This is a genomic window from Okeania sp. SIO3B5 (assembly GCF_010692555.1).
Lineage (GTDB): Bacteria > Cyanobacteriota > Cyanobacteriia > Cyanobacteriales > Microcoleaceae > Okeania.
Genome location: NZ_JAAHHG010000081.1, coordinates 1 through 23,065, shown reverse-complemented (window position 1 = coordinate 23,065; position 23,065 = coordinate 1). Strand labels below are relative to the sequence as shown.

The following is a 23,065-nucleotide window of genomic DNA, read 5'->3' as shown; positions in this document are numbered from 1 at the left end:
AGAAATCAACAATATGATAACATATTTTTTATAGACAAAAATCAACCAAAAAGTCGCCCGCTTATGGGCGAGGCTTGAAACCCAATTTTTCGGTCAATATGAAGTTAACAATTTAGTAAGTATTTATGCTTAATATTTTCCTGAAAATTTGATGAATGAGAAAGTTAAATAGGGTTTGCGCTCAAAAGTCTTTTTTTCAGAGGAGGAGCCAGAATTTCCGTTTGTCACCGCGAAGCAAACAGAATCGGTGAATCCAGGAGGAATGGGATTCCGAGAAGAGGTAGCCAGAAGAATCTTCCCTTGGTTTTCTACCCCGATCTTGCCCAAAATACGGTCCTAATTGAACTGGAATTACCCAAAAGCTGTTACTCCCTTAAGTAGGGTTTGCTGAAAAAGTCTTTTTGTGGAGGTAGGGAGTAGGGAGTAGGGAGTAGGGAGTAGTTATACCAAGCGTGAAAAAAGAATGCTACAAAAAGGTAGATATCGATCAGATATGCTTAAAAATAGCTGTTCCAGTTCATTTGAGATAGTTATATCTATCTTTTTTCCCTTTTTTTAAATATTTCTTCCTTCTTCCTTCTTCCCTCTTCCTTCTTTCTTACTTCTACCATTTGTAACAAACATTTATCAAATTGGTATTAGGAGTTAAGAGAGATAGGAGTGAAAGAGGAGTTGGCTACAAAAAGAGTAAAAGTGATTTTTCTATCATCATAGAGCCAAAAATGCTCAATTATTGCTACAAAAGTTGGCTTCCTTGCCCTTAAAGTCTATTTTAATTTAAGTTTTTTCTTGTTTATTAAGCCTTCCTGCCTCTTCCTTCTTCCTTCTTCCCTCTTCCTTACTTTTCTATATTTGTTAGTTATTTCTTTTCGTTTCTGCTCTATTATTGTTTCTACCGAATTTAGCATCTTGAAAAGAATTACCAAGACCCTGAAAAATACCTCTCCCAATTAAACCAATACCACGCCCAACTACTTGAGTAAGTAAATAAACAATTCCACTACCAATAAAAGAAACAGTAGCACGAACACCAGGAGCTATGGCATCACGAGTTTCTAAAAGTAATGTTACGGTAAGTGGAATACCTGAAAGTTTTGCTAATTCGTGTCTACGGGGAGAATAAATCGCTATTTTCTTTATGCCACTTTCATTCAAAACAAACAAAGAAAAATTACTCTCAAAAATTGCTTTTGGTTCCCCTACATATTGTTCTATACGATATCTCCAAGATAAACTATTACGGAATTTTTCAATGTCTCGTGTTGATAATAACTGCCGACTATAAAAATCTTCTTTAATTTCTTCCACATCGGCAAAATTATTTAATAAAGGATACATCACAGCATTAGCAATTGAAATTAATAAATTTTGCAATAACGCTTCAGAAAGTTGCATAGCTTCAGGAGTACCTACAGCACAAGATTTATTATCCACTACTAAAGAAACTTGAAATAATAAATGCCCTATTAATTCTTCAACTAAAGGAATCTTATTCAGAATAAATTCATTCACATTTTTGACATCATTTAACAAGACTGGCATCACTTCTAATCTAATTTTTTCTGCAAAAGAATTTAGAGTTGTTGTGCTACTACTGATTTCTACTTGATAGTATTTACTAAAAAAAACTTGGGTCGTCACTTCCCACAAATTACTAACAATCTCATTTCTTTTTTGTGGTATTTCTTCCAGCAAAATAGGAGTAATACGCAGTTCATCAAGAATATCTTCAAATTTACATAAAGCTATATATATTAATTCTTGTTTCTTAGCACCCCGCAAGATATCTATTTCCATTGGCAATTTACTAAGATTAATTAAATTAGAATTTAATTTAGCGATTGTCACTTCAAATAATGCTGTTTGTACATTTATTTCGTCAGTAGGAGTCTGAGAAATAACTTCTGAATTTTTTGTTGATACAATTTGCTCATCAACATTCACTGAATTGGAATTTTTCTTGGCCTGTAACCCAGTAATATACTGCATTTGAGAGTCAAAAAAACTATCTCTACTTACATAGTTTTGTGGCTTTTGTTGCAGATTAAAAGAACGAGGTAATAATTGATTAACGATCCACCTAGCAGTTAGTAATTCTCGACGTTGCCCAGAATTAATTGCTACATTAAGTAGAGAAGTTAAATTATTTCGATCTAAATTTTTGACACTTTCATCTAGTTGAGAAGTGATTTCTGCAAGAGATAAATCTATCTGTTTTAGTCCCGAATTACAAACATTGTAACGAAGAGTTTTGAAAAAGTTTGCTGTTTGAACTTTTAAATTTGAAGTTGTTACTTTGCCATGATTTTCTGGCACATCTTCTCTAATAGAACTATTTACCCAATAAGACTGACCATTTGCAACTTGTCGAATAATAGTTACTAACTCAGAAATACTTATTCCTTTAGAGCAGTATCCACTAACACCTAACTCTCGCATAAATGTTAATAATGCGGTGTTTTTTAGAGATGTCAATAATAAAATTGGTAATTGAGGATATGAAGTTTTTAGTTCTTGACAAAAGTCGATTCCAGAGATTTGAATATCCTGTGTAGTTTGAGGGGATAAATTCTGGGTTTCTATATCTAAAATTATCAAAAAACTTTTTTCTTGTGTTATCAAATTTTGAATAACTTTTTTTGCTTCTGCTCCTACCTCTGCCTCACCTACTATTTCAATGTCTGAAAACTTTTCGCAGGCAAATTTTAACCCCACCCGAAAGATAGGATCGTTATCAATGAGCAGCAATTTTAATGCTGATTCTCCATTCATAAATTGATTTGGAATTGAGATATTTAAGGGCACTACATAAGTAACATTATGACTTTTAGTAGTCAGATAGCGCTACGTGCAAGTTATAAATCAAAAGTCAAAAATCAAAAGTCAAAAGTCAAAAGTTATTTCTCTGTATTTAGCAGTGTTCTAACCTAAATCCGTAGTGCTATATAAACATAAATAGGGCTTGCTGATTAAATATAAAAGCATTGACTGATATGGGTTTTAGGTAATTTATATCTTGAAAAAGTATGAGCTTTTCAGTTGCTCAGGTTAAAAAAGTGAGGATTTTCAGCTTTTGCTACCCGAAAAATCACTCTGACTATTGTTTTGGCCACTGACTCTGTAATTCCCATTGCTTCTACGTCCGCTCCTACTCCCTACTCCCTACTCCCTACTCCCTACCCCAGCAAAAATACTTTCCATACGCAAACCCTAAATATAGCGCTGTGCGCAGGCAACAGCTCATCTGGCAACAGCTCATCTGGGGGAATGAATTGCTGATAATATAAGACTTTTAGCTATTTGACCCCTCCTGCAATTTGTAAATATACCAGCGCTCATTGCTATAATAAAATTTTCCCTGCTTCTGTTTCCCCTCTAGCTGAAACTCTTTTTTTGAGTTTAACTTCCCTGGCGGGAAGTCCCGCGCTCTCCCGTTTTGCGCTTCGCATAACTTCGTTAACGGCTGTCGCCGACATGTTTGCGGAGCATTCCGTCAGGAAAAGGCGGAGGATGGTGGCGGCAGCTATTAGGGGAGCGTCGTATGGGAAAGCCAGGGCCAAGAGTCGGATACCTCCACAAATAAAACCTTCCTATACCCTTGACAAACTAGGAGGTATGCATGTTATTATCAACGTCAACACAGGGGGAGGACATCACCTCTGTCAAAATAGCGGTCATTTTTTTCATGACTGAAGAATCCCGCTTTGTCGCGCTATGCGCAACGTCGGGAGTATGTCAAATCCCCTAACTCATATATTATATTGATTGGCTCATCATTCTTGCAGTAAATATGCATCTGAACTTGAGGCTGGAGCTGGAGCTGGAGCTGGAGCTGGTGAATAAGACCTTTGTGGAGCAGGTGAATAATATTGTGGGCTAGGTGCTGGTGCATAATATTGTGGACTAGGTGCTGGTGAATAATATTGTGGGCTAGGCGCAGGTGAATAATATTGCGGACTAGGTGCTGGTGAATAAGACCTCTGTGGCGCTGGAGAATAATATTGTGGACTAGGTGCTGGAGAATAATATTGTGGACTAGGCGCTGGAGAATAATATTGTGGACTAGGTGCTGGAGCAGGTTGGTACTGTCGCCGTCTGCGAGCTTCTTCCGCCTGTTGTGCTGCCCATATAGCATCTCGTTCAGATGCCCATTTAGAGATAGCACCTTGAGCTTCATAATAGAGAGCACGACCATAGCCAATTTGATAAGCTGTATTAATTGCAGCAGTAAGACGGCCTTGATCGGCTAGACCATAAGCTTGATTGAGAATTGGCCTGTCTTGGGCAATTTGTAGCTCCGTACTCCACTTATAAATTTCATCCTGAGCTTCTTCGTACAAAGCACGACCACTTTCTATTTCATAGGCAACATCAATAGCCTGTCCAAGCTTTCCTTCTTTTGCTAAAACTCTAGCTTCTGCTAATAACGGTGAATCTTCAATAATTTGTACTCGCTTATTCCACTCAGCTATTAGAGTCTGAGCTTCTATTCTCAAGGGACGCTCCAAAGCAACATAACTAGCTTGTTTAATTGCTGAATTATAGCTATCAACAGTTTCCTGCTTCGCTAGCTGTTTCGCTAAGAGGACATAAGGTTTGTCTTCTATCTTCAAAATGTCTTTGCGCCATTTAGCAATTAAAGTTTGAGCTTGGATGCGCTTTGGTTGTTCAAGGCCAACCATTTTAGCTTGATCTATAGCTAACTTTAATGTTGCAGGTTGACCAACACTGGCGATCGCGTTGGCTAGCTGAATATGAGCTAGGTCATCTAACTGTTGTTGCAGCTCTTGAATTTCAGTTTGGGCCTGTTGATAGTAGGGACTATTGGAAGTAATTTGAGCTGCTGCTGCTTTTCCTTCTGTTAGGGCTACTATATTATTAACTTGAGGGCCTTCCATAGATTGATTCCATGTTGCTGCTTTAGCATGACCTAGTAAAATTAAATCTCTGGCCTCTTTTTTCATTTTGTAGTCGGAAGGAATGTATTCAACGGCCGCGATCGCTCCTTTGAGGTCTTTTTCTTCTATACGTTCAGTGGCTATTTCGATTAAACTACTACTCCACTTTTGAATATCTTTCTCAGCTCTCTCTCGAATGTAGAGGCTTGGGTCTATTTTTCTGGCTAGAGCGATCGCTTCTCCATACTCATTTGCTGTTTCCCGATAAATTAGATAGCGAGCATCCTTTAAGATTTGCCAACCTTTTTTTTCTAAGGCCATGCGATCTAATATTTCTCTAAACTTAATACTTTGCCAGTGAACATTATCTAGTTTTGACATTGCTAGGGAATAAGCGGAGGCTTTTTTCCAGTCCATAGCTTTGATAGCTTTTTCAGCCTTGTCATAAAGAGATTGACCTTCTGCCCATTGTTTTTTCCAACCTGCTACTGCCTCTTCTACCCTAGAATAAGCTGGACTGCTTTTAGGAATTTTCGCTACTGTATCTAGTGCTGCTTGTAAGTCACCCTCTCTCATCTTTTGATTAGCAACGGCGATAATTAATTTTGTCCATTCTCCCGTCATTTGTTGGCCTAGTTGATAGAGTGGATGTTCTTCTGGCCAACTTTCTACTAAAGCTAGAGCTGTTTCCAACTGTTCTAAGTCTCGTGACTCAGCAGCTTTGTGGGCACAATATAGTCGTTCTCCGTCTGCTGATAATGGAGAAATTTGTTCGCAGTTTGGTTGGGGTGGGTTAACGAGTAACCATAGAAGTGCTGCACCACCTGTTATCCCAAAACCTACTGCAACACTCCACCAAATTAGTTGCCATCCCCAATAACTTTTTGGTTTTCTATTTGGTTTTGGAGTTGTTGATATTTGGGCATCTTTTTCTGGTTCAACTTCTGAGGTATTGTTTAGTTCTCGTTCTAAAGTTTGTGAGGTAGAAGTAATAGTATCTGTTAATTCTTTTTTGACTAGGGAAGTACTACCATAGCCATTTTCTCCATTTTTAGAAGAGCTATGGGAAACCGCCAATTCTTTTTGTTGTGAAATATTTTCTGATGACATAGTGAAGTTTATTGCGCTAATGGTACTAACTTTTAAGCTGGTTAGGATGATTTTTTCAACTAATAATATTATATTTGGCTTTTTTCATTATCTAGAATATTTTTAATACCTCCTAATAAAAATTTAAGCTTTAGGCTTGAGCTTAACCTGGGAGGTTTAATCATTAAGTATTTGCTAACTCAAGCTCATATATAATATAGATTTTTTTATTGTGTATATATCTTGCATATTGTAAGCACACTGACTAAATTTTTCACTTAACTTCGCCTCAGCTAAAAGTACTGATTTTAGGAAATTTATTTAGGACTTGCTGATTAAATCTAAAAGCATCGACAATATAAAGACTTTAGGCTTTTTGGGGCCTTTAAAAAGTGCCTGTTTTTCAGCTAAAACGCTCAAAAAGTTTGTATTTTAGGCGCATAGTTGGACAGAAAAATCAAGGAACAATTCTTAATCCTACCTCCTCGTTCATTCCCATTTCTCCTGTCTTCCCCTCCCCTCCTGGGAGGGGCTAGGGGTGGGTTGGGAGGGGGAGGGGCGAGGGGTGGGTTGTCTTCTATCTTCCCCTCCTGGGAGGGGGAGGGGCGAGGGGTGGGTTAAAAGACTTTTTCAGCAAACCCTATTTAATCTTCGAGCCGAGCATTTTTTTAACTATTGGATAACCTGAAAAAAAACTTAGTGAGTAGTTTGAAACTCCAGCATTTTGATTTTGTTTGCTCAATTCAGGTATCGTAGATGTTGATTATAAATTATGTTTAATTTTATAGCTGATGAAATTTAGGTCTATTCGAGTTAACTTACTAAAAAACATCAGTAAAGGAACCTTTTATTTTCTGGTCTTTTATCGTTCTACTGCCACAATTATGGCTGTAGTGACCATAAAAGTCTATACGATAATCAGTAATTTTAACTCCTATCTGTGTTTCTATTTGCTCAAGCAACTCTTGAGGCAATTCTACATAAATATCCATAATTTGTCCCGTATCTAAGCAATTAATATGAGAGTGAGATTCGCTTTTATGGCCATATAAACAACCATCAGCACGTTCAATACATTCAATAATGCCCTCTTTTGATAGAAATTCAAGATTTTGATATACAGAAGTGTGACCAATTTCCTTACCTTGGAGATTTAATCGATGGTAGATTTCTCTAGCTGATAGATGTTTTTTCTCTTGCCACAAAATTTATAGTATATATCGACGCTGACGACTCAGGCGCATTGCCTTAGCCTTACAATAATTTAGAGCATCTTCATAATGAGTAAATTTGTTTCAAAGCGCCAACCTTTCTCCAAATCAATTGCAAATTATTCTATAGCAATTCGCACTGAAAGATATAGCGCTGTGCGCAGGCAGCAGGCAACAGCTCATCTGGGGGAATAAAAGACCGATAATATAATACTTTTAGCTATTGGACAGTTCTTGTAATTTGTAAATATGCCAGCGCACATTGCTATATCAACCCTCAGTTTTGCTATCGGGCAAAATTATAGGGACGTTATTGTATCAGAGAATAGGATAGAGGGGTAGTGGGAAAAACTTCGGTTGATCATCAGCGCAAGTCCTAACTGTCCCATTTTGCTGGTGGTCGTACATTGTCCGGCAATGTTTGTTACAGGAACAGTGGGAGCATCTTGCTCCCGTGCTAAGTCCACGCCCTACCTGTCTATTGCTATAAGAGTCGCCATTACTGTATTTGACAAATAAAAAGCTGAAAACTTAGACAACGCAAAATTTTTCCTTCTTTCCTAGATAGCTAAACGCCTTCTTCCTTCTTCCCTCTTCCCTCTTCCTTCTGTTATATAGAAATACATTGATAATTATTTATAACTGATAAAGATGGCAATTACGATCGCCCTTAATACCGAACACTTCAATAACTTAGATGTATCTCCAGCTCAAAGTGTCATATCTCAACTGCTGAGTGAAGGAGCGATCGCCTCTTCCGAACAGCAGCTAAATTTTACTATTAACTATAATCGCGACCCCCAAGACCCACGAGAACTTTCAGAAATTCCAGAAGTACGTTTATGGTTTATTCGTTTAGACAGTATTTATCCTTGGTTGCCATTTTTGCTTAACTGGAAAGAAGGTGAATTAGCTCGTTATACTGCTATGCTTGTACCTCACCAATTTCATCGCACTGAAGGTGTCCAATATAATCCAGAAGCGTTAGAAATATTTCTGATGCAAAAAATTTTTGTCTTAAGAAAATGGCTACATCAACAAGGTATTTCTAGCAAATCTAGATTGATGTCCATGTCTCAAATGTTGGGTTATGACTTAGCAGAAGAATTTTTTAGCTCAATTCCAGAAGAAGATTAGGTACTGGGGATGGGGAGATGGGGAGATGGGGAGATGAGAAATATTTGCTAATGGTTGAAGATGGAACATTTTTTTATACCGAACCTGAGCGGATTTGATATAAAATATCACTTCTAACTCTTAACTTCTAACTTCTAACTCTTAACTTCTAACTTCTAACTTTTAACTTTTGACTTTTGACTTTTGACTTTAGTGAATGGGGAGATGGGGGGATGGGGAGATGGGGGAAATTAAAATATATATATCCTCACCATAACGGGAAAATATCAGGAACGGGCAAGATGCCCATTCCACATGGGAGTGCTAAACTACTTCGACTCAGACAGAAAACTGAGGGTTAGAGAAAATTTTTGTGAAGCAAAGACTGCCTGACAAAAAGATACTTAGCCTTCCACTAACCCTGCTTGTGCCTCCTAACTTTCAACTTTTGCTGGCTTTAGCCTTCTCCACCCCAAATTTTATTTAAAACTTCTTGGGGTGAAATATCGCTCATTTTACCAGTAGGAGATTTGACCCCAATTACCCGATCGCTCTTGGGTAATAATTTTTCTGGGTTAGTTGGACCAAACAAAGCAATAGTATATGTCCCAACAGCAACTGCTAAGTGCATAGGAGCACTATCAGTACAGAGCATTAAATTAGCAGCAGCGATAATAGCCGCTAATTTACCTATATCCCCAGGCATTACTACTTTAACATCTGGACAAAATCGAGTAATTTCATTTACCCAAGTTCCATCTTCAGGGCCTTTGACTACCACTACTGGTAAATTAGGTTGCTTCTGCTGTAGTTCTGTAATAATCTCCTGCCAATAATTGGTAGGGTAGATTTTATCAATACCTTTAATCTGAGCTAGTTCACTAGAACCGCCATGAATCAGAACATACCCACTTTCGGACACTCCTAAACGTTGTTGTTCAGCTTCTGCCCAATCAATATCTGCTTTAGGTACATTAATAGATAGTCCAGGGAAAGGCGTTACAATATCCATTCCTGGCAATAAATCATGGTACATCTGAGCTGCATATTGTTCAGTTTTCAGAGGTATAGGGTTCGTGAGAAAGATTGCCCCATTACCTGCATAGCCTACCCGTTGAGGAATTCCTGTTAACCACAGCAAAAGGCCAACTGTCCAACGTTGTCCGAGAGAAATTACTGCTTCGTATTCGCGATCGCGCATAATACCTAACAAGTTTCCCCAGTCAGCGAGACTATTGGCATCTTTGAAGTCATAGGCCAAGACATCCTGTACGGACTTACAGACTCGGTATGCACCCTTTGAGCGAGGTTCTACAATTACATCAATTTGAGATTCTGGATAAGATTTTTTCAGGTCATCCAGAGTAGGAAAGAATAAGATTTGGTCGCCAATTCCACCAGGGACAAGGGCTAGTATTCTCATATTTAAGGAATTTAGCTTAATTATTTAGTTGAACACAATAACAACCATATCTTACGATTCTGAGTGACGTTCTCCTACATCAAATCAAAGATTATGATGTAGGTTTCCCAACCTCACGGACGCGGGCTTTCTGTTTCACAGGGAGTGCAACCACTTAACCCTCACCAGACAGAGATGATGAGACCCACCACCTTTTTGTACTCAACAATTCTGTACTCCGGAAAGTTCCCTCAATAGTTTTACCTTTTCACGGGTTGACGCTTAACTTCAGCAATTGAACCCAATACTCGCTATTTGTTTTCATGGTTCTCTCAGGTGCGTATTACCGCTACTCCTGATATAATCTAAATAACACAAAAAAGCACAAAATGCAAGCTCTAAGTGGACGCTACGCGGTTTATTTGTTGGTCGGCAATTCCCCTCCCGTTAACTTATGTATAACGGGAGACCCCTTGCCGACATCAAAGTTGGGGGTTATTTCTTTAGTAGACATTCAATTTTTACCGAAAAATTGGGTTTAAAGTCTGCCCCTTTTAGGGGGACTATATACCTATATTGAATTATTAATTAGAAACATAAAAAACAAAATTAAATGTATTTATTGATTCCTGCTGCTGGTATGGGGCGACGCATGGGAAGTCAACGGAACAAGCTTTTGTTGACTCTATTGGATAAACCGTTGCTAAGTTGGACTCTTGAGGCTGCTTTCAAATCTGATTATATTAATTGGATTGGTATTATTGGCCAGCCTGTTGATTTTCCAGATTTTCAAAAGATGATTTCTGGTTTGTCTACTAATAAGTCTATAGAGTTGATTGAGGGAGGATCGACTCGTCAGGAGTCTGTTTATAAGGGTTTACAGGCTTTGCCTCCGGAAGCGGAACAGGTGTTAATTCATGATGGGGCAAGATGTTTGGCTACTCCAGAACTATTGGATAGGTGTGCGGAGGAGGTTGTTAAGTGTCGTGGTTTAATTGCTGCTGTGCCAGTTAAGGACACGATTAAGGTTGTTGATTCGTCGGGTTTAATTCAGGATACACCAGATCGTCGCAATTTATGGGCGGCTCAGACACCTCAAGGTTTTGAGGTGAAGTTGTTGAAGGAGTGTCATGAAAGGGGGCGTCAGTTGGGTTGGGAGGTTACTGATGATGCTGCTTTGTTTGAAAAGTGTGGTTTGTCTGTAAAGGTTGTTGCGGGGGAGGAGACTAATCTTAAGGTGACAACTCCTGTGGATTTAAGAGTAGCAGAATTTATTTTGACAAAAGCATTTAATAATTAATAATTAATAATTAATAATTAATAATTAATAATTAACAATTAACAATTACTTCTCCTTGAAAACGGATATAGCAATCCTAATTTATTCGTATCAAAAATCTTACTGCTTTTTAGGGAACAGGGAACAGGGAACAGGAAACAGGGAATATATAGGAAAAAAGTATTTTTGCAAATATGAGATGCACCCGATTTTTTGGTCAGATTAAAATAATTTTGATAAAAAATATATTGACAAATACTACCTAATTTTCTACATCTTTTTTCGATTCATTTTTGATTTAATTAGATTGATAATTTATCTTATAGGAGTCGAAGCAAAGGGCGCGGATATATCAAAAGCTTAAAACTCAGACAACGAAGATTTTTTATTCTCTCCTAGATAACTAAAGGACTTCTTTCTTCTGTTATAAAAATAATTATTTACTAAGTAATACTTCGATTTAGCTAATATCTTTTATAGTAGTTGAAGCAAAGGGCGCGGACATATAAGTTTAAAACTCAGACAACGAAGATTTTTCCTTATCTCCTAGATAACTAAAACCTTCTTGTTTCTTACTTCTTCCTTCTTCTCTTTAATTATTGGGGATAAAAGCTAGTATTCAATAATTAATAATTAACAATTACCTTTCCTTGAAAAAAAGAGGATTGACGCTTAATAAAATTTTTTTCTTTTTCCTCCTTTAAAGGAGAGGCTTTAAACCTTAATTATTCGGTAAAGTTAGAAGTTATAGCATTTCTCAGACTAATGAAATACACCTATATTTATTTCTATTCTATTCTCTACTCCCTACTCCCTACTCCCTACTCCCTAAAGATTAAATGAATAAACAACAAATATCACCAATTAATAATATTTGGCTATTTATGATAGTTTCAGCTACAGTTATAGCAGCATATAACGGTAGGATGACGGAAATAACTGAAGCATCATTTGAATCTGTAAAAAATGCTGTTAATTTAGCCATTGGATTAATTGGTAGTATGGCATTATGGTTAGGCATAATTCAAGTCGTTGAAACAGCAGGAGGAATGTTAGTAATTGCTGGTTTAATTCGTCCTGTAATGGTGAGACTTTTTCCCGATATACCTGCATCTCACTCTGCAATGTCTGCCATTATTTTGAATATAGCTGCTAATGCTTTAGGGTTAGGAAATGCTGCGACACCAATGGGTTTAAAAGCGATGGTAGAAATGGATAAATTAAATCCGGAAAAGGGAACTGCTACAGATGCTATGTGTTTATTTTTAGCTATTAATACTTCTTCAGTTACGATCATTCCTATTAGTGTAATAACTGTTCGAGCTAGTGCTGGTGTTAATAACCCTGGAGATATTATTTTACCTGCAATTTTTGCTACGTGTTGTTCTACAATTACGGCTATTTTCGCAGCGAAATTTTTCGCACATCGGCAATCTATGCCTAGTTTAAATCAATCTATTTCGTCAGCAGATTTAGACAGAAATGATTTCTTAGAAGGCGAGACAAACAAATCTGAATTAACTCCACCTAACAAAATTGGAAAATTAGTTTTTGCTAGTTTAATCGGTGCTTTTTTAGGTGCGGTAATTTATCGCTTAAATCTCAAAGGTATAACCTATATTTTTAGTTTTGCTTTTCTAGAGAGTTTGTCTAATTGGTTATTGCCAATATTAATTTGTTCCTTTCTACTTTTTGGCTATTTTCGAGGAGTTAAAGTTTATGAAAAAATGACGGAAGGAGCAAAAGCAGGATTTGAAGTTGCCGTCAGAATAATTCCTTTTATGGTGGCAATTTTTGTGGCTATTGGAATGTTTAGAGCTAGTGGCGCTCTAGATATTTTGGCTGTGATTTTATCGCCTATCACTAATTTAATTGGAATGCCGATTGAAGCACTACCTATGGCATTGATTAGACCTTTATCTGGCAGTGGTGCTTTTGGTATTATGTCGGAAATAGTGACAAATGAACCTAATAGTTTTCTCTCTTATTTAGTATCAACTATGCAGGGTTCTACTGAAACTACTTTTTACGTATTGGCTGTTTATTTTGGTAGTGTCGGGATTAAAAAAACTAGATATGCTTTACCTGCTGCTTTATGTGCTGATGTAGCAGGAATTTTAGCTTCTCTTATCGTTTGTCGAATGATGTTTTGATGATTAAACAAGCAATAATATCAATTAAAATTTTATTTCCAATCTTATATTAGACATCTCCAGAAAATAGGAAGTAGGTTGTAGGGAGTAGGTGGAAATAATTAATAATTTATGTAGGATAATTAATTAGATTTTTTATGATTGGAGAGCTGTATTTATGAAATATAGTAATAGACAGGTAGGTTAGGACGCAATTCTTTTCAGTTAAGGATTTTTTTTAGCAGTTCTATCATCTGAAGAGCTACTTTAGTAATTTCAGATAACAATGAAACACTGTTTTAGCTGAATGTATTTCTCAGGAAGAAACCCTTTTATCTATCTCAATTGAAATGACTATAATTCTAGAAACAGCAAATTTTCTATATATATGATTATTTACCTTGATTTATTTTTCCCTTTTCCTGCTTTACTCTGGCTATAAAATCTGAAACGAATCATGGCAATTTGCGCAAATTTAGTAATTTCAGATAACAATGAAACACTATTTTGGCTGAATGTATTTCTAAGGAAGAAATCCTTTTATCTATCTCAATTGAAATGACTATAATTCTAGAAACAGCAAATTTTCTATATATATGATTATTTACCTTGATTTATTTTTCCCTTTTCCTGCTTTACTCTGGCTATAAAATCTGAAGGAAGTTATGGCAATTTTCACAAATATAGTAATTTCAGATAACAATGAAATACTGTGTTGACTGAAATATTTCTAAGGAAGAAATCCTTTTATCTATCTCAATTGAAATGACTATAATTCTAGAAACAGCAAATTTTCTATATATATGATTATTTACCTTGATTTATTTTTCCCTTTTCCTGCTTTACTCTGGCTATAAAATCTGAAGGAAGTTATGGCAATTTTCACAAATATAGTAATTTCAGATAACAATGAAACACTATTTTGGCTGAATGTATTTCTAAGGAAGAAATCCTGGTGTCAATCTCAACTGAAATGACTATAATTCTACAAACAGCGAATTTTCTATATATATAATTATTTCCCTTGATTTATTCTTCCTTTTTCCTGATTTACTCTGGCTACAAAATCTGAAGGAAGTTATGGCAATTTTCACAAATATAGTAATTTCAGATAACAATGAAATACTGTTTTAGCTGAATGTATTTCTCAGGAAGAAACCCTTTTATCTATCTCAACTGAAATGACTATAATTCTACAAACAGCGAATTTTCTATATATATAATTATTTCCCTTGATTTATTCTTCCTTTTTCCTGATTTACTCTGGCTACAAAATCTGAAGGAAGTTATGGCAATTTTCACAAATATAGTAATTTCAGATAACAATGAAATACTGTTTTAGCTGAATGTATTTCTCAGGAAGAAACCCTTTTATCTATCTCAACTGAAATGACTCTAATTCTACAAACAGCGAACTTTCTATATATATAATTATTTCCCTTGATTTATTCTTCCTTTTTCCTGATTTACTCTGGCTACAAAATACGTTAACGCGTAGCGTTCCGGAGGGAAAGGTCTCCTCGCCATATCTAATACCATTTTGAAAAAAGAATGTTACGAATAATAAGAATCATAAATAGACTTTAAAATAAAGTCTATTTGACGAAAAAGATAATTTACAACATCAAAAATGGTATTAAATCTATCCATTCTGAAATTCATAATTCAGAATTCTGGATTGCAGAATTGTTGTGTGCGGAGCATGACAAACGGAAATTCTAATAAATACCCTAGCTATTTGTAGCAAACATTTATCAAATTGGTATAATCGACCAAGAGAAGAAAAAAATTTTCCTACCGCGTCAATCCTCTCGTTGAAAATAAGAGGTAATTATTAATTATTAATAATTAATAATTAATTGTTGAACGTACCTTGCTAAACAAGAAAATTATTGGTATTCTAATAAAGTCCTAATTTTACAGAAAAACTCTATGAAAGCAGTCACTATTAATCGCTATGGTTCTATAGATGTCTTAGAATATTCAGATATTAACCAACCTCAAATTACACCCAATCAATTATTAGTAAAAATTCACGGTACAAGTGTTAATCCTGTCGATTGGAAAATTCGACAAGGGCAACTACAATTATTATCAGGTTTTAACTTTCCTATTATTTTAGGTTCTGACTTATCTGGAGTCGTATTAGAAGTAGGAGAACAAGTAGAAAATTTTGAACCAGGAAATGAAATTTATACATTTATTAATCCATTAGTAGGAGGTGCTTATGCTGAATATATTGCTATACCTGCAAATACTGTGGCATTAAAACCAAAAAATATGACTCATTCTCAAGCAGCAACAGTTCCAGTTGCAGGTTTAACAGCTTTTCAAGGATTACTTGATTTAGGTCAAATTAGACCAGGACAAAAAGTATTAATAAATGGTGCTTCTGGTGGAGTTGGTATCTTTGCCGTACAAATTGCCAAAGCAATGAAAGCTGAAGTAATAGGTGTTTGTAGTAGTAACAATATTACCCTAGTAGAAAGTTTAGGAGCGAGTCGGGTTATTGACTATAATCAAATTGATTTTACTAAAGAGTTAGAGCAGTACGATATTATTTTTGATGCTGTGGCTAAAGAAACTTTTTCTAGTTGTGAAAATGTCTTGAAACCAGAGGGAATTTATATATCTACTCTGCCAACTGTAGACAATTTACCTCCTACTTTCTTCAGCTTATTTGTGCCTGGTAAAAAATCTAAATTAATTCTTGCCCAACCAAACCCTAGGGACTTAAATGCTCTCCGAGAATTCATTGAAGATGGATTAGTTAAATCAATTATTGGCCGTACATATAAACTAGAAGAAATAGCAGAAGCTCATGCTTATAGTGAAATGGGTCATGCTGTCGGAAAAATTGCTATTACAACTGAAGAAACAAGTTTAGTTGATTAATTTTTTTACTACAACTTATAGATAAGTTCAGCAATTAACAATTAACAATTAATAATTACCTATTATCAAAAGAAGAGGATTGACTAAAAATATTTTCTTTGATTTTATCCCCTTAAAAGGGAAGGTTTTAAACCTGAATTGTTGAATGAATAATTATTAACTATCAACTCTTAATTATTCATTATTCATTATTCATTATTCATTATTCGGTAAGACATTGCTATGTCGATCAAAAATGAATTTCTAGAAATAGAAACTGCCCCCGGAATAGAAATATACAATCTTACTCCTCAAATTATTGATATCTTAAATGCGAGTGGTATAAAAAATGGGCAAGTAATTGTATTTTCTCGACACACGACTACAGCTTTAGCTATTAACGAAAATGAGGAAAGATTAATAACAGACCTAAAAGTATATCTGAGAAAATTAGCGCCAGAATCTGACAAATATCTCCATAATGATTTGCATCTGCGAGATGTGCCTCCCGATGAACCTATTAATGCTCATTCTCATCTGATGGCAATGACTTTAAATAATAATGAAGTTATTCCTGTTGTGGAAGGAAAATTAGCTTTAGGAACTTGGCAGTCAGTATTATTTTTTGAATTAGACGGACCTAGAAAACGAAATATATTAGTACAAGTTAGTGGAGAAGGGAGTAGGGAGTAGTTCAATAATTGATAATTGATAATTGATAATTGATAATTACCTCTCCCTAAAAGGAAGAGGATTGAATAAAAGGAAAATTTTTTCTTGTTTCTCCTTTAAAGGAGAGGCTTTAAACCTTAATTATTCGGTAAAGAGAGATAAATGTTGAACTGTACCTCACCATCTTAAAAAGTTCTATAAAATCTGAGGACTTTAAGTAAACAAGGGTTAAAAAATATCTGAAAATTATTTTTTCTACTTCTTCGTTTAAATCTACATCACTCCTAATTCCTGACTCCTACAAAAATACTGTTTCAGGCAACCCTAAATAATTGGTAATAGGGTAAGGAAAGTTAACTAGAAAACTTAACAATAATTTTGGAGTTACAGTCATTTCAGTTTAGATTGAAATAAGCATTTATTGCCTTGGAATACTTTCAGTCGAAAAAGTATTTCATTCTTATTTGAAATTACAATATCAATTTATTGGGGTAAGTTTTCAAGTCAACATTTTGCTTGAATTATTTCGACCTGGGTATGAGACTAAGCCGCTTTTTTCCACGATAACTAAAACTAACTATCCCACATTAATAATGAGAATATTATCTATAAATATATAGATATAGTAGTTGAAGGAAAGGTGAGGGCAACTCGACAGCTTAAAACTCAGACAATGTAAGATTTTTCCTTCTTCCTTCTGCTATATGAAAAGTCTCTAAAAAAATCTCTATCGTGACTAAAGAATGCCAGGGTAGTCTCAATTTAATTGATGGCAAGTAAAACAAAAGTACTCAAATTCTGGCAAGTAAAAATCAAGCACCATTAAAAATACAAATACCTTTGATGGGAGCAAGTTTTTCAAGTCAACATTTTGCTTTAATTATTTTGACCTGGGTATGAGACTAAGCCAAATTTTTCCGCGATAACTAAAATTTACTATCCCACACTAATAATGAGAATATTATCTATATATTTATAGATATAGTAGTTGAAGGAAAGGTTAGAACAAATCAAAAGCTTAAAACTCAGACAACGTAGGATTTTTCCTTATTTCTTTTTCCAACTTCGGTTCTTCCTTCTGCTATATGAAAAGTCTCTAAAAAAATCTTGATTCTGACTAAAGAATGGCACAGTAGTCTCAATTTAATTGATGGCAAGTAAAACAAAAGTACTCAAATTCTGGCAAGTAAAAATCAAGCACCATTAAAAATACAAATACCTTTGATGGAAGCAAGTTTTTCAAGTCAACATTTTGCTTTAATTATTTTGACCTGGGTATGACACTAAGCAACGTTTTTCCACGATAACTAAAATTTACTATCCCACACTAATGATGAGAATATTTTCTCTATATTTATGGATATAGTCGTTGAAGGAAAGGTTAGGGCAACTCGACAGCTTAAAAACTCAGACAATGTAGAATTTTTTCTTCTTCCTTCTTCCTTCTTCCTTCTTTCTTCTTCCTTCTCCTATATAAAAAGTCTCTAAAAAAAATCCTAATTATGACTAAAGAATGGCACGGTAGTATCGATTTAATTTATGGCAAGCAACACAATACTACTAAAATTATGACAAGTAAAAATCAAGCACCATTAAAAATACAAAGACCTTTTTATCCAGAAGGAAATGAAGTTTGTCATAGCGTAATTTTACATACTGCTGGTGGTGTTGTTGGAGGCGATCGCCTTTCTATTAATATCGAATTACAACCGAATACCCATGCTTTAATTACTACTGCCGCAGCTAGTAAAATTTATCGTAGTAATGGTCAACTTGCTCAACAAAATATTAGTATTAACCTTGATAGTCAGTCTTGTTTAGAATGGTTCCCTCAACCAACAATACTATTTAATGGTGCTGAGTATCGGCAAGATTTAAAAGTACATTTAGGAGTAGAAGCGAGTTGGATGAGTTGGGAAATTATTAGATTTGGCAGAAGTGCTAGAGGGGAAAAATTTTTAACAGGAAATTGGCGTTCGTATACTGAGGTTTGGCAAGAAAATTATCCGATCTGGATAGACAGACAATTCTTAAAAGGTGGGTCGGAAATGGTTAATAGTCTCTTGGGTTTAGCTGATAATTCTGTAGTTGGAACTTTCATTTTTGTTGGGCAACCTGTTACGTCAGAGGTAGTTACAAAAGTTCGTGGTTTGTGGCAAAGTTTAGGTATTGATATGTCTGGTGAAGTAGGTGTTACTCGTATTCCTAAAGGGATGATTTGTCGCTATTGTGGGCAGTCAATAATTAATGTGAAAAATTGGTTTAATTTGGTTTGGCATTTTCTCCGGCTTTTTTATTTAAAAAGACCTAGTTGTTCTCCGCGAGTTTGGTCTTAGTTAGTAAGCTTTCAGCAGTCAGCATTCAGCATTCAGCTATTAACTTATTATCTTAGAAGGAGAATTCAAAATTATGTTTATGCGGCATTTCGTAGGAAAGAAAAAGGTAACAAACTAACCTTAGTAACTTCTGTATATTCATGCTTCTGGCAAGGGTAGCATGACAAACGAAAATGTTGAATACTATGCTTACCTTAGTTAAGAATAAGTAATACTGTTTGGATAGATATTTGCTAAAAAATCAACATTTTTTGGATTATTGTTCTTTGCTTCTACTAGGGCAACAAATACTGCTTTAATTACAAGTTATATTGTGGAACGACTCACAATACAATTACAAAAGCTATTTAAATTTTGGTCAGAATTAATATTCAACTCAATTCCTGAAAAAATGTTTATTTGGTAATTTAGCTGTTTTTTGATATCTACTAAAATCGGCGAACAATTTTCCTTATTGTTATACCAACTTCATAAAACATTGCTAAAATCCTTTGCTTTGCTGGTGGAAATCTAGAGCAGAGATTAACTTTTACTCAAATGAGTTTCCAAATATTTGAGCCGGAAATTGATCGAAATAATTGGGTCTTTAACTCCGCCTTGATTCGCGAAATATTTTTGGAGGGTTGCTCAAAATCCCCGTGACAAAAATAACTTCTAACTTCTAACTTCTAACTTCTGACTTCATTAATGGCATCTCCTGAGTCTTGTTTTCTGGTGGCGTTCAGAATGAGTTGGTTAGTCAACAAGAATAACTATAACTTTTTCATTGCATTTTACCAGCTATTTGTCAGAGCAGAGATTAACTTTTAACCAAATGAATTTTCCAATATTTGAGGGTTGAGATGGATAGCCATCTCCTGAGTCTTGTTTTCTGGTGGCGTTCAGAATGAGTTGGTTAGTCAACAAGAATAACTATAACTTTTTCATTGCATTTTACCAGCTATTTGTCAGAGCAGAGATTAACTTTTAACCAAATGAATTTTCCAATATTTGAGGGTTGAGATGGATAGCCATCTCCTGAGTCTTGTTTTCTGGTGGCGTTCAGAATGAGTTTTTAGCTCAATAAAGATAACCATAACTTCTTCATTGCATTTTACCAGCTATTTGTCAGAGCAGAGATTAACTTTTAACCAAATGAATTTTCCAATATTTGAGGGTTGAGATGGATAGCCATCTCTTGAGTCTTGTTTTCTGGTGGCGTTCAGAATGAGTTTTTAGCTCAATAAAGATAACCATAACTTCTTCATTGCATTTTACCAGCTATTTGTCAGAGCAGAGATTAACTTTTAGCCAAAATTAAAAACTCACAACCTCAAATCTACCAAGAACTTTTCTTCGCAATAGGCATCCGCCAACCAGTGCCAAAAGCTCGATCGCTAATTTTCAACCCAGGGGGTGCTTGTCTACGTTTAAATTCTGCCCGCATCACTAACTTTATAACTTTATTTACTACCTCTGAATCATGTCCTGCTGCAATAATTTCTGCCAAAGACTCACACTTTTCTACTAAGCGGTATAAAATATCATCCAAAACTTCATAAGACGGTAAAGAGTCCTCATCTTTTTGACCTTCTTTCAACTCAGCACTAGGAGCTTTAGTCAAAATATTTTCTGGAATAATATTTTGCTGTTCAGTAATTAGTAAATTTTCGGCTCCATAGAAATTTTGATTATTATTAACCGCCTGTTGATTTAACCACCGACACAGAGAATAAACACGAGTTTTCGGCACATCAGAAATTACTGCTAATCCACCATTCATATCACCATAAAGAGTGCAATAACCGACCGCCATTTCTGACTTATTACCCGTGGATAAAAGCAAATACCCAAACTTATTAGAAATTGCCATTAATAAATTGCCACGAATCCGAGATTGAATATTCTCCTCAGCAATGCCAAAATTTGTACCCGCAAATAAATCTTGCAAACTATTGTCATAACTTTTCATTAAATTCCCAATAGGAATAACTTGTTTAGCAACACCCAAATTTTCCACTAATTCCAAAGCATCTTTAACAGAATGATCAGAACTATAAGGAGAAGGCATCAAAATAGTAAAAACATTTTCTTTACCTAAAGCAGCAGTAGCGATCGCTGCAACTAAAGCCGAATCTATTCCCCCACTTAAACCAATAACAACTTTAGAAAAACCACATTTACGCAGATAATCTTTTACGCCTAACACCAAAGCAGACCAAATTTCTTCATCCTCACTTTCTGCTAAATATAGACTTTCATAATTAGTCACAATCAAATCTTTTTTTACTGGATTAAATTCAACAACTGCCAAATTTTCTGCAAAAGCACTAGCTCGATATATCGCATTACCAATCTTATTAAAAACCACACTACAACCATCAAAAATCAAATCATCATTACCACCTACCTGATTAACATAAATAATTGGTATTTGATAACGATTCGTACTATGTTCTAACATTGCCTCTCGCAATTTTTGCTTTCCTACTCGATATGGAGAAGCAGACATATTTACTACAAAATCAACTTGATTTTCTGCTAATTCTTTCATTGGATCGCAAGCATAATTTCTCCTTCCCCAAAATTCAGCGTCATTCCATAAATCTTCGCAAATAGTCACGCCAATTTTCGTTAAAGATTCTGAGGTTTTTCCAGGAATTTCTAACGTGAAAAAATCGCTAGTTTTACCAGGCTCAAAATATCGTTGTTCATCAAATACATCATAAGTAGGCAAAAGCCTTTTATGAAAGATTTGTTTTACTTCTCCATTACCTAATAAAGCAGCACTATTAAATAATGATTTCTCTCCTGTTTCATTGGCTTGAGAATTAAAAGTTACAGTTCCCACTAAAACTGCTATTTCTGATGGTAAATTTTTGGCTAAATATTCTAACTCTGTAACAGCAGCTTCAACTAAACTAGGATAAATTAATAAATCTCGTGGTGGATAACCTATTAGAGATAATTCTGAAGTTATCATCAATTTGGCATCTAAATTTTCAGCTTTTTGTGCAGCTTCTAAAATTAATTTTGCATTTCCTTTAATATCACCAATAATAGGGTTAAGTTGAGCGATCGCTATTTTCATAATTTTGACATTATTAGAGATTATTTGTACAATAAATATAACAAACGGGACAGGCAAAGTTGCCAACCTTGATGATATTTGGCAAACAACAAATATTATTATTTCTGTTACTAAATCTTCTAATTAGAGTAATAATGGATCAAAAAATAATTGCATTATGGTCTACTCCTCGCTCCAGATCCACAGCTTTTATGTGGATGATTAAGCAAAGAGGAGATTTTTTGGTCCTTCAGGAACCTTTTGGTCGTTCAGCATACTATAGTGAGGAACGTATTTTTAATCGTGTGCCAAATATCGCACCACAAGCAGAGTATAATTATCAGAATGTCTGGCAAGACTTAAAGGTAAAATCTCAGAATAACAGATTGTTTATAAAAGATTTTCCTTTTTATTTTATCCAAATTGTAAATAATGAATTTATTGATTATTTCCAGCATACTTTTTTGATTCGCAATCCAGATCAAATGCTACCTTCCTATTATTATAAAATGCCCGATCTTGATTTTGAGGAATGTGGTTATAAACAACTTTTTGAACTTTTCAACAAAGTCATTGAGCGTACAGGTAAAATTCCTGTTGTTATTAATGCTGACGATCTTGTAGAAAATACAACAGATATAGTTAAGGAGTATTGTTCGAGAATAGGTATTCCGTTTATACCAGAAGCATTAGACTGGAATCCTCCTAGCAATACTAATGAAATAAGTTGGTGGGATAATGGAAGTTGGCTTGAAGATTTACAAATTAGTTATGGGTTTCAAAAGACTGAGAAATCTTACTTAAAAATTCATCAAGACCAAAAATTGCTTTCTCTCTACAATTTGTGTATGCCATACTACGAAAAGCTGAACCAACACCGTTTATTGCAAAGAAAATGAATAAGAGACTGAAACAGTTATAGTTTAATTCTAGTAGGGTGCGTTACATTTCATTAACGCACCCTACTAGAATTAAACTATAACTGTTTCAGTCTCTTATTCATTTTC

12 protein-coding genes are annotated in these 23,065 nt (G+C 35.1%); 7 read left to right on the top strand and 5 right to left on the bottom strand.

Annotated elements, in window-relative coordinates; translation table 11 throughout:
• Window positions 1–855: 855 nt before the first annotated feature.
• From F6K54_RS13670 to F6K54_RS13660, 3 genes are all read right to left on the bottom strand, one after another.
• Window positions 856–2,772, bottom strand: a complete 1,917-nt coding sequence (locus tag F6K54_RS13670; RefSeq protein WP_293078312.1) for a DUF3685 domain-containing protein — start codon at window positions 2,770–2,772, stop codon at window positions 856–858.
• Window positions 2,773–3,773: 1,001 nt separating this feature from the next.
• Window positions 3,774–6,008: a DUF3824 domain-containing protein gene (locus tag F6K54_RS13665; RefSeq protein ID WP_293078310.1), complete on the bottom strand. Its 2,235-nt coding sequence runs from the start codon at window positions 6,006–6,008 to the stop codon at window positions 3,774–3,776.
• 800 nt (window positions 6,009–6,808) lie between these two features.
• Window positions 6,809–7,192 carry a transcriptional repressor gene (locus tag F6K54_RS13660; RefSeq protein WP_366558130.1) on the bottom strand — a complete coding sequence of 128 codons (384 nt, stop codon included), beginning with the start codon at window positions 7,190–7,192 and terminating at the stop codon, window positions 6,809–6,811.
• Between the two features lie 657 nt (window positions 7,193–7,849).
• Between F6K54_RS13660 and F6K54_RS13655 the strand changes: the two genes are divergently transcribed.
• The gene (locus tag F6K54_RS13655; protein WP_293078308.1) at window positions 7,850–8,335 is read left to right on the top strand and encodes a CRR6 family NdhI maturation factor; all 486 of its coding nucleotides are present in this window, start codon (window positions 7,850–7,852) and stop codon (window positions 8,333–8,335) included.
• A 436-nt stretch (window positions 8,336–8,771) separates the two neighbouring features.
• Here F6K54_RS13655 and F6K54_RS13650 read toward each other — a convergent pair whose 3' ends face one another.
• Window positions 8,772–9,737, bottom strand: a complete 966-nt coding sequence (locus F6K54_RS13650) for a glycosyltransferase family 9 protein (RefSeq protein WP_293078306.1) — start codon at window positions 9,735–9,737, stop codon at window positions 8,772–8,774.
• A gap of 592 nt (window positions 9,738–10,329) precedes the next feature.
• On the opposite strand from F6K54_RS13650, the gene ispD reads away from it, so the two are divergent.
• The 5 genes from ispD (at window position 10,330) to F6K54_RS13625 (ending at window position 19,009) form a co-directional block, all read left to right on the top strand.
• The gene (gene ispD, locus F6K54_RS13645; RefSeq protein ID WP_293078304.1) at window positions 10,330–11,016 is read left to right on the top strand and encodes a 2-C-methyl-D-erythritol 4-phosphate cytidylyltransferase; all 687 of its coding nucleotides are present in this window, start codon (window positions 10,330–10,332) and stop codon (window positions 11,014–11,016) included.
• 818 nt (window positions 11,017–11,834) lie between these two features.
• The gene (locus F6K54_RS13640; protein ID WP_293078302.1) at window positions 11,835–13,148 is read left to right on the top strand and encodes a nucleoside recognition domain-containing protein; all 1,314 of its coding nucleotides are present in this window, start codon (window positions 11,835–11,837) and stop codon (window positions 13,146–13,148) included.
• Window positions 13,149–15,059: 1,911 nt separating this feature from the next.
• Window positions 15,060–16,022, top strand: coding sequence for an NAD(P)-dependent alcohol dehydrogenase (locus tag F6K54_RS13635; protein WP_293078301.1), 963 nt, complete (start codon window positions 15,060–15,062; stop codon window positions 16,020–16,022).
• A 222-nt stretch (window positions 16,023–16,244) separates the two neighbouring features.
• Window positions 16,245–16,694 (top strand): secondary thiamine-phosphate synthase enzyme YjbQ, encoded by a 450-nt coding sequence (locus tag F6K54_RS13630; RefSeq protein WP_293078299.1) that lies wholly within the window; start codon window positions 16,245–16,247, stop codon window positions 16,692–16,694.
• A 1,481-nt stretch (window positions 16,695–18,175) separates the two neighbouring features.
• Window positions 18,176–19,009, top strand: coding sequence for an urease accessory protein UreD (locus tag F6K54_RS13625; RefSeq protein ID WP_293078298.1), 834 nt, complete (start codon window positions 18,176–18,178; stop codon window positions 19,007–19,009).
• 1,318 nt (window positions 19,010–20,327) lie between these two features.
• On the opposite strand, the gene F6K54_RS13620 is transcribed toward F6K54_RS13625, so the two are convergent.
• Window positions 20,328–22,079 carry an NAD+ synthase gene (locus F6K54_RS13620; RefSeq protein ID WP_293078318.1) on the bottom strand — a complete coding sequence of 584 codons (1,752 nt, stop codon included), beginning with the start codon at window positions 22,077–22,079 and terminating at the stop codon, window positions 20,328–20,330.
• Between the two features lie 134 nt (window positions 22,080–22,213).
• On the opposite strand from F6K54_RS13620, the gene F6K54_RS13615 reads away from it, so the two are divergent.
• Complete coding sequence (locus tag F6K54_RS13615; RefSeq protein ID WP_293078296.1) at window positions 22,214–22,957, top strand: sulfotransferase family protein; 744 nt, start codon at window positions 22,214–22,216, stop codon at window positions 22,955–22,957.
• Window positions 22,958–23,065 lie beyond the last annotated feature (108 nt).

Coding starts and splice junctions, on each gene's coding strand:
- F6K54_RS13670 (WP_293078312.1), bottom strand. CDS start 2,772: ATGAATGGAGAATCAGCATTAAAATTGCTGCTCATTGATAACGATCCT.
- F6K54_RS13665 (WP_293078310.1), bottom strand. CDS start 6,008: ATGTCATCAGAAAATATTTCACAACAAAAAGAATTGGCGGTTTCCCAT.
- F6K54_RS13655 (WP_293078308.1), top strand. CDS start 7,850: ATGGCAATTACGATCGCCCTTAATACCGAACACTTCAATAACTTAGAT.
- F6K54_RS13650 (WP_293078306.1), bottom strand. CDS start 9,737: ATGAGAATACTAGCCCTTGTCCCTGGTGGAATTGGCGACCAAATCTTA.
- ispD (WP_293078304.1), top strand. CDS start 10,330: ATGTATTTATTGATTCCTGCTGCTGGTATGGGGCGACGCATGGGAAGT.
- F6K54_RS13640 (WP_293078302.1), top strand. CDS start 11,835: ATGAATAAACAACAAATATCACCAATTAATAATATTTGGCTATTTATG.
- F6K54_RS13635 (WP_293078301.1), top strand. CDS start 15,060: ATGAAAGCAGTCACTATTAATCGCTATGGTTCTATAGATGTCTTAGAA.
- F6K54_RS13630 (WP_293078299.1), top strand. CDS start 16,245: ATGTCGATCAAAAATGAATTTCTAGAAATAGAAACTGCCCCCGGAATA.
- F6K54_RS13625 (WP_293078298.1), top strand. CDS start 18,176: ATGACTAAAGAATGGCACGGTAGTATCGATTTAATTTATGGCAAGCAA.
- F6K54_RS13620 (WP_293078318.1), bottom strand. CDS start 22,079: ATGAAAATAGCGATCGCTCAACTTAACCCTATTATTGGTGATATTAAA.
- F6K54_RS13615 (WP_293078296.1), top strand. CDS start 22,214: ATGGATCAAAAAATAATTGCATTATGGTCTACTCCTCGCTCCAGATCC.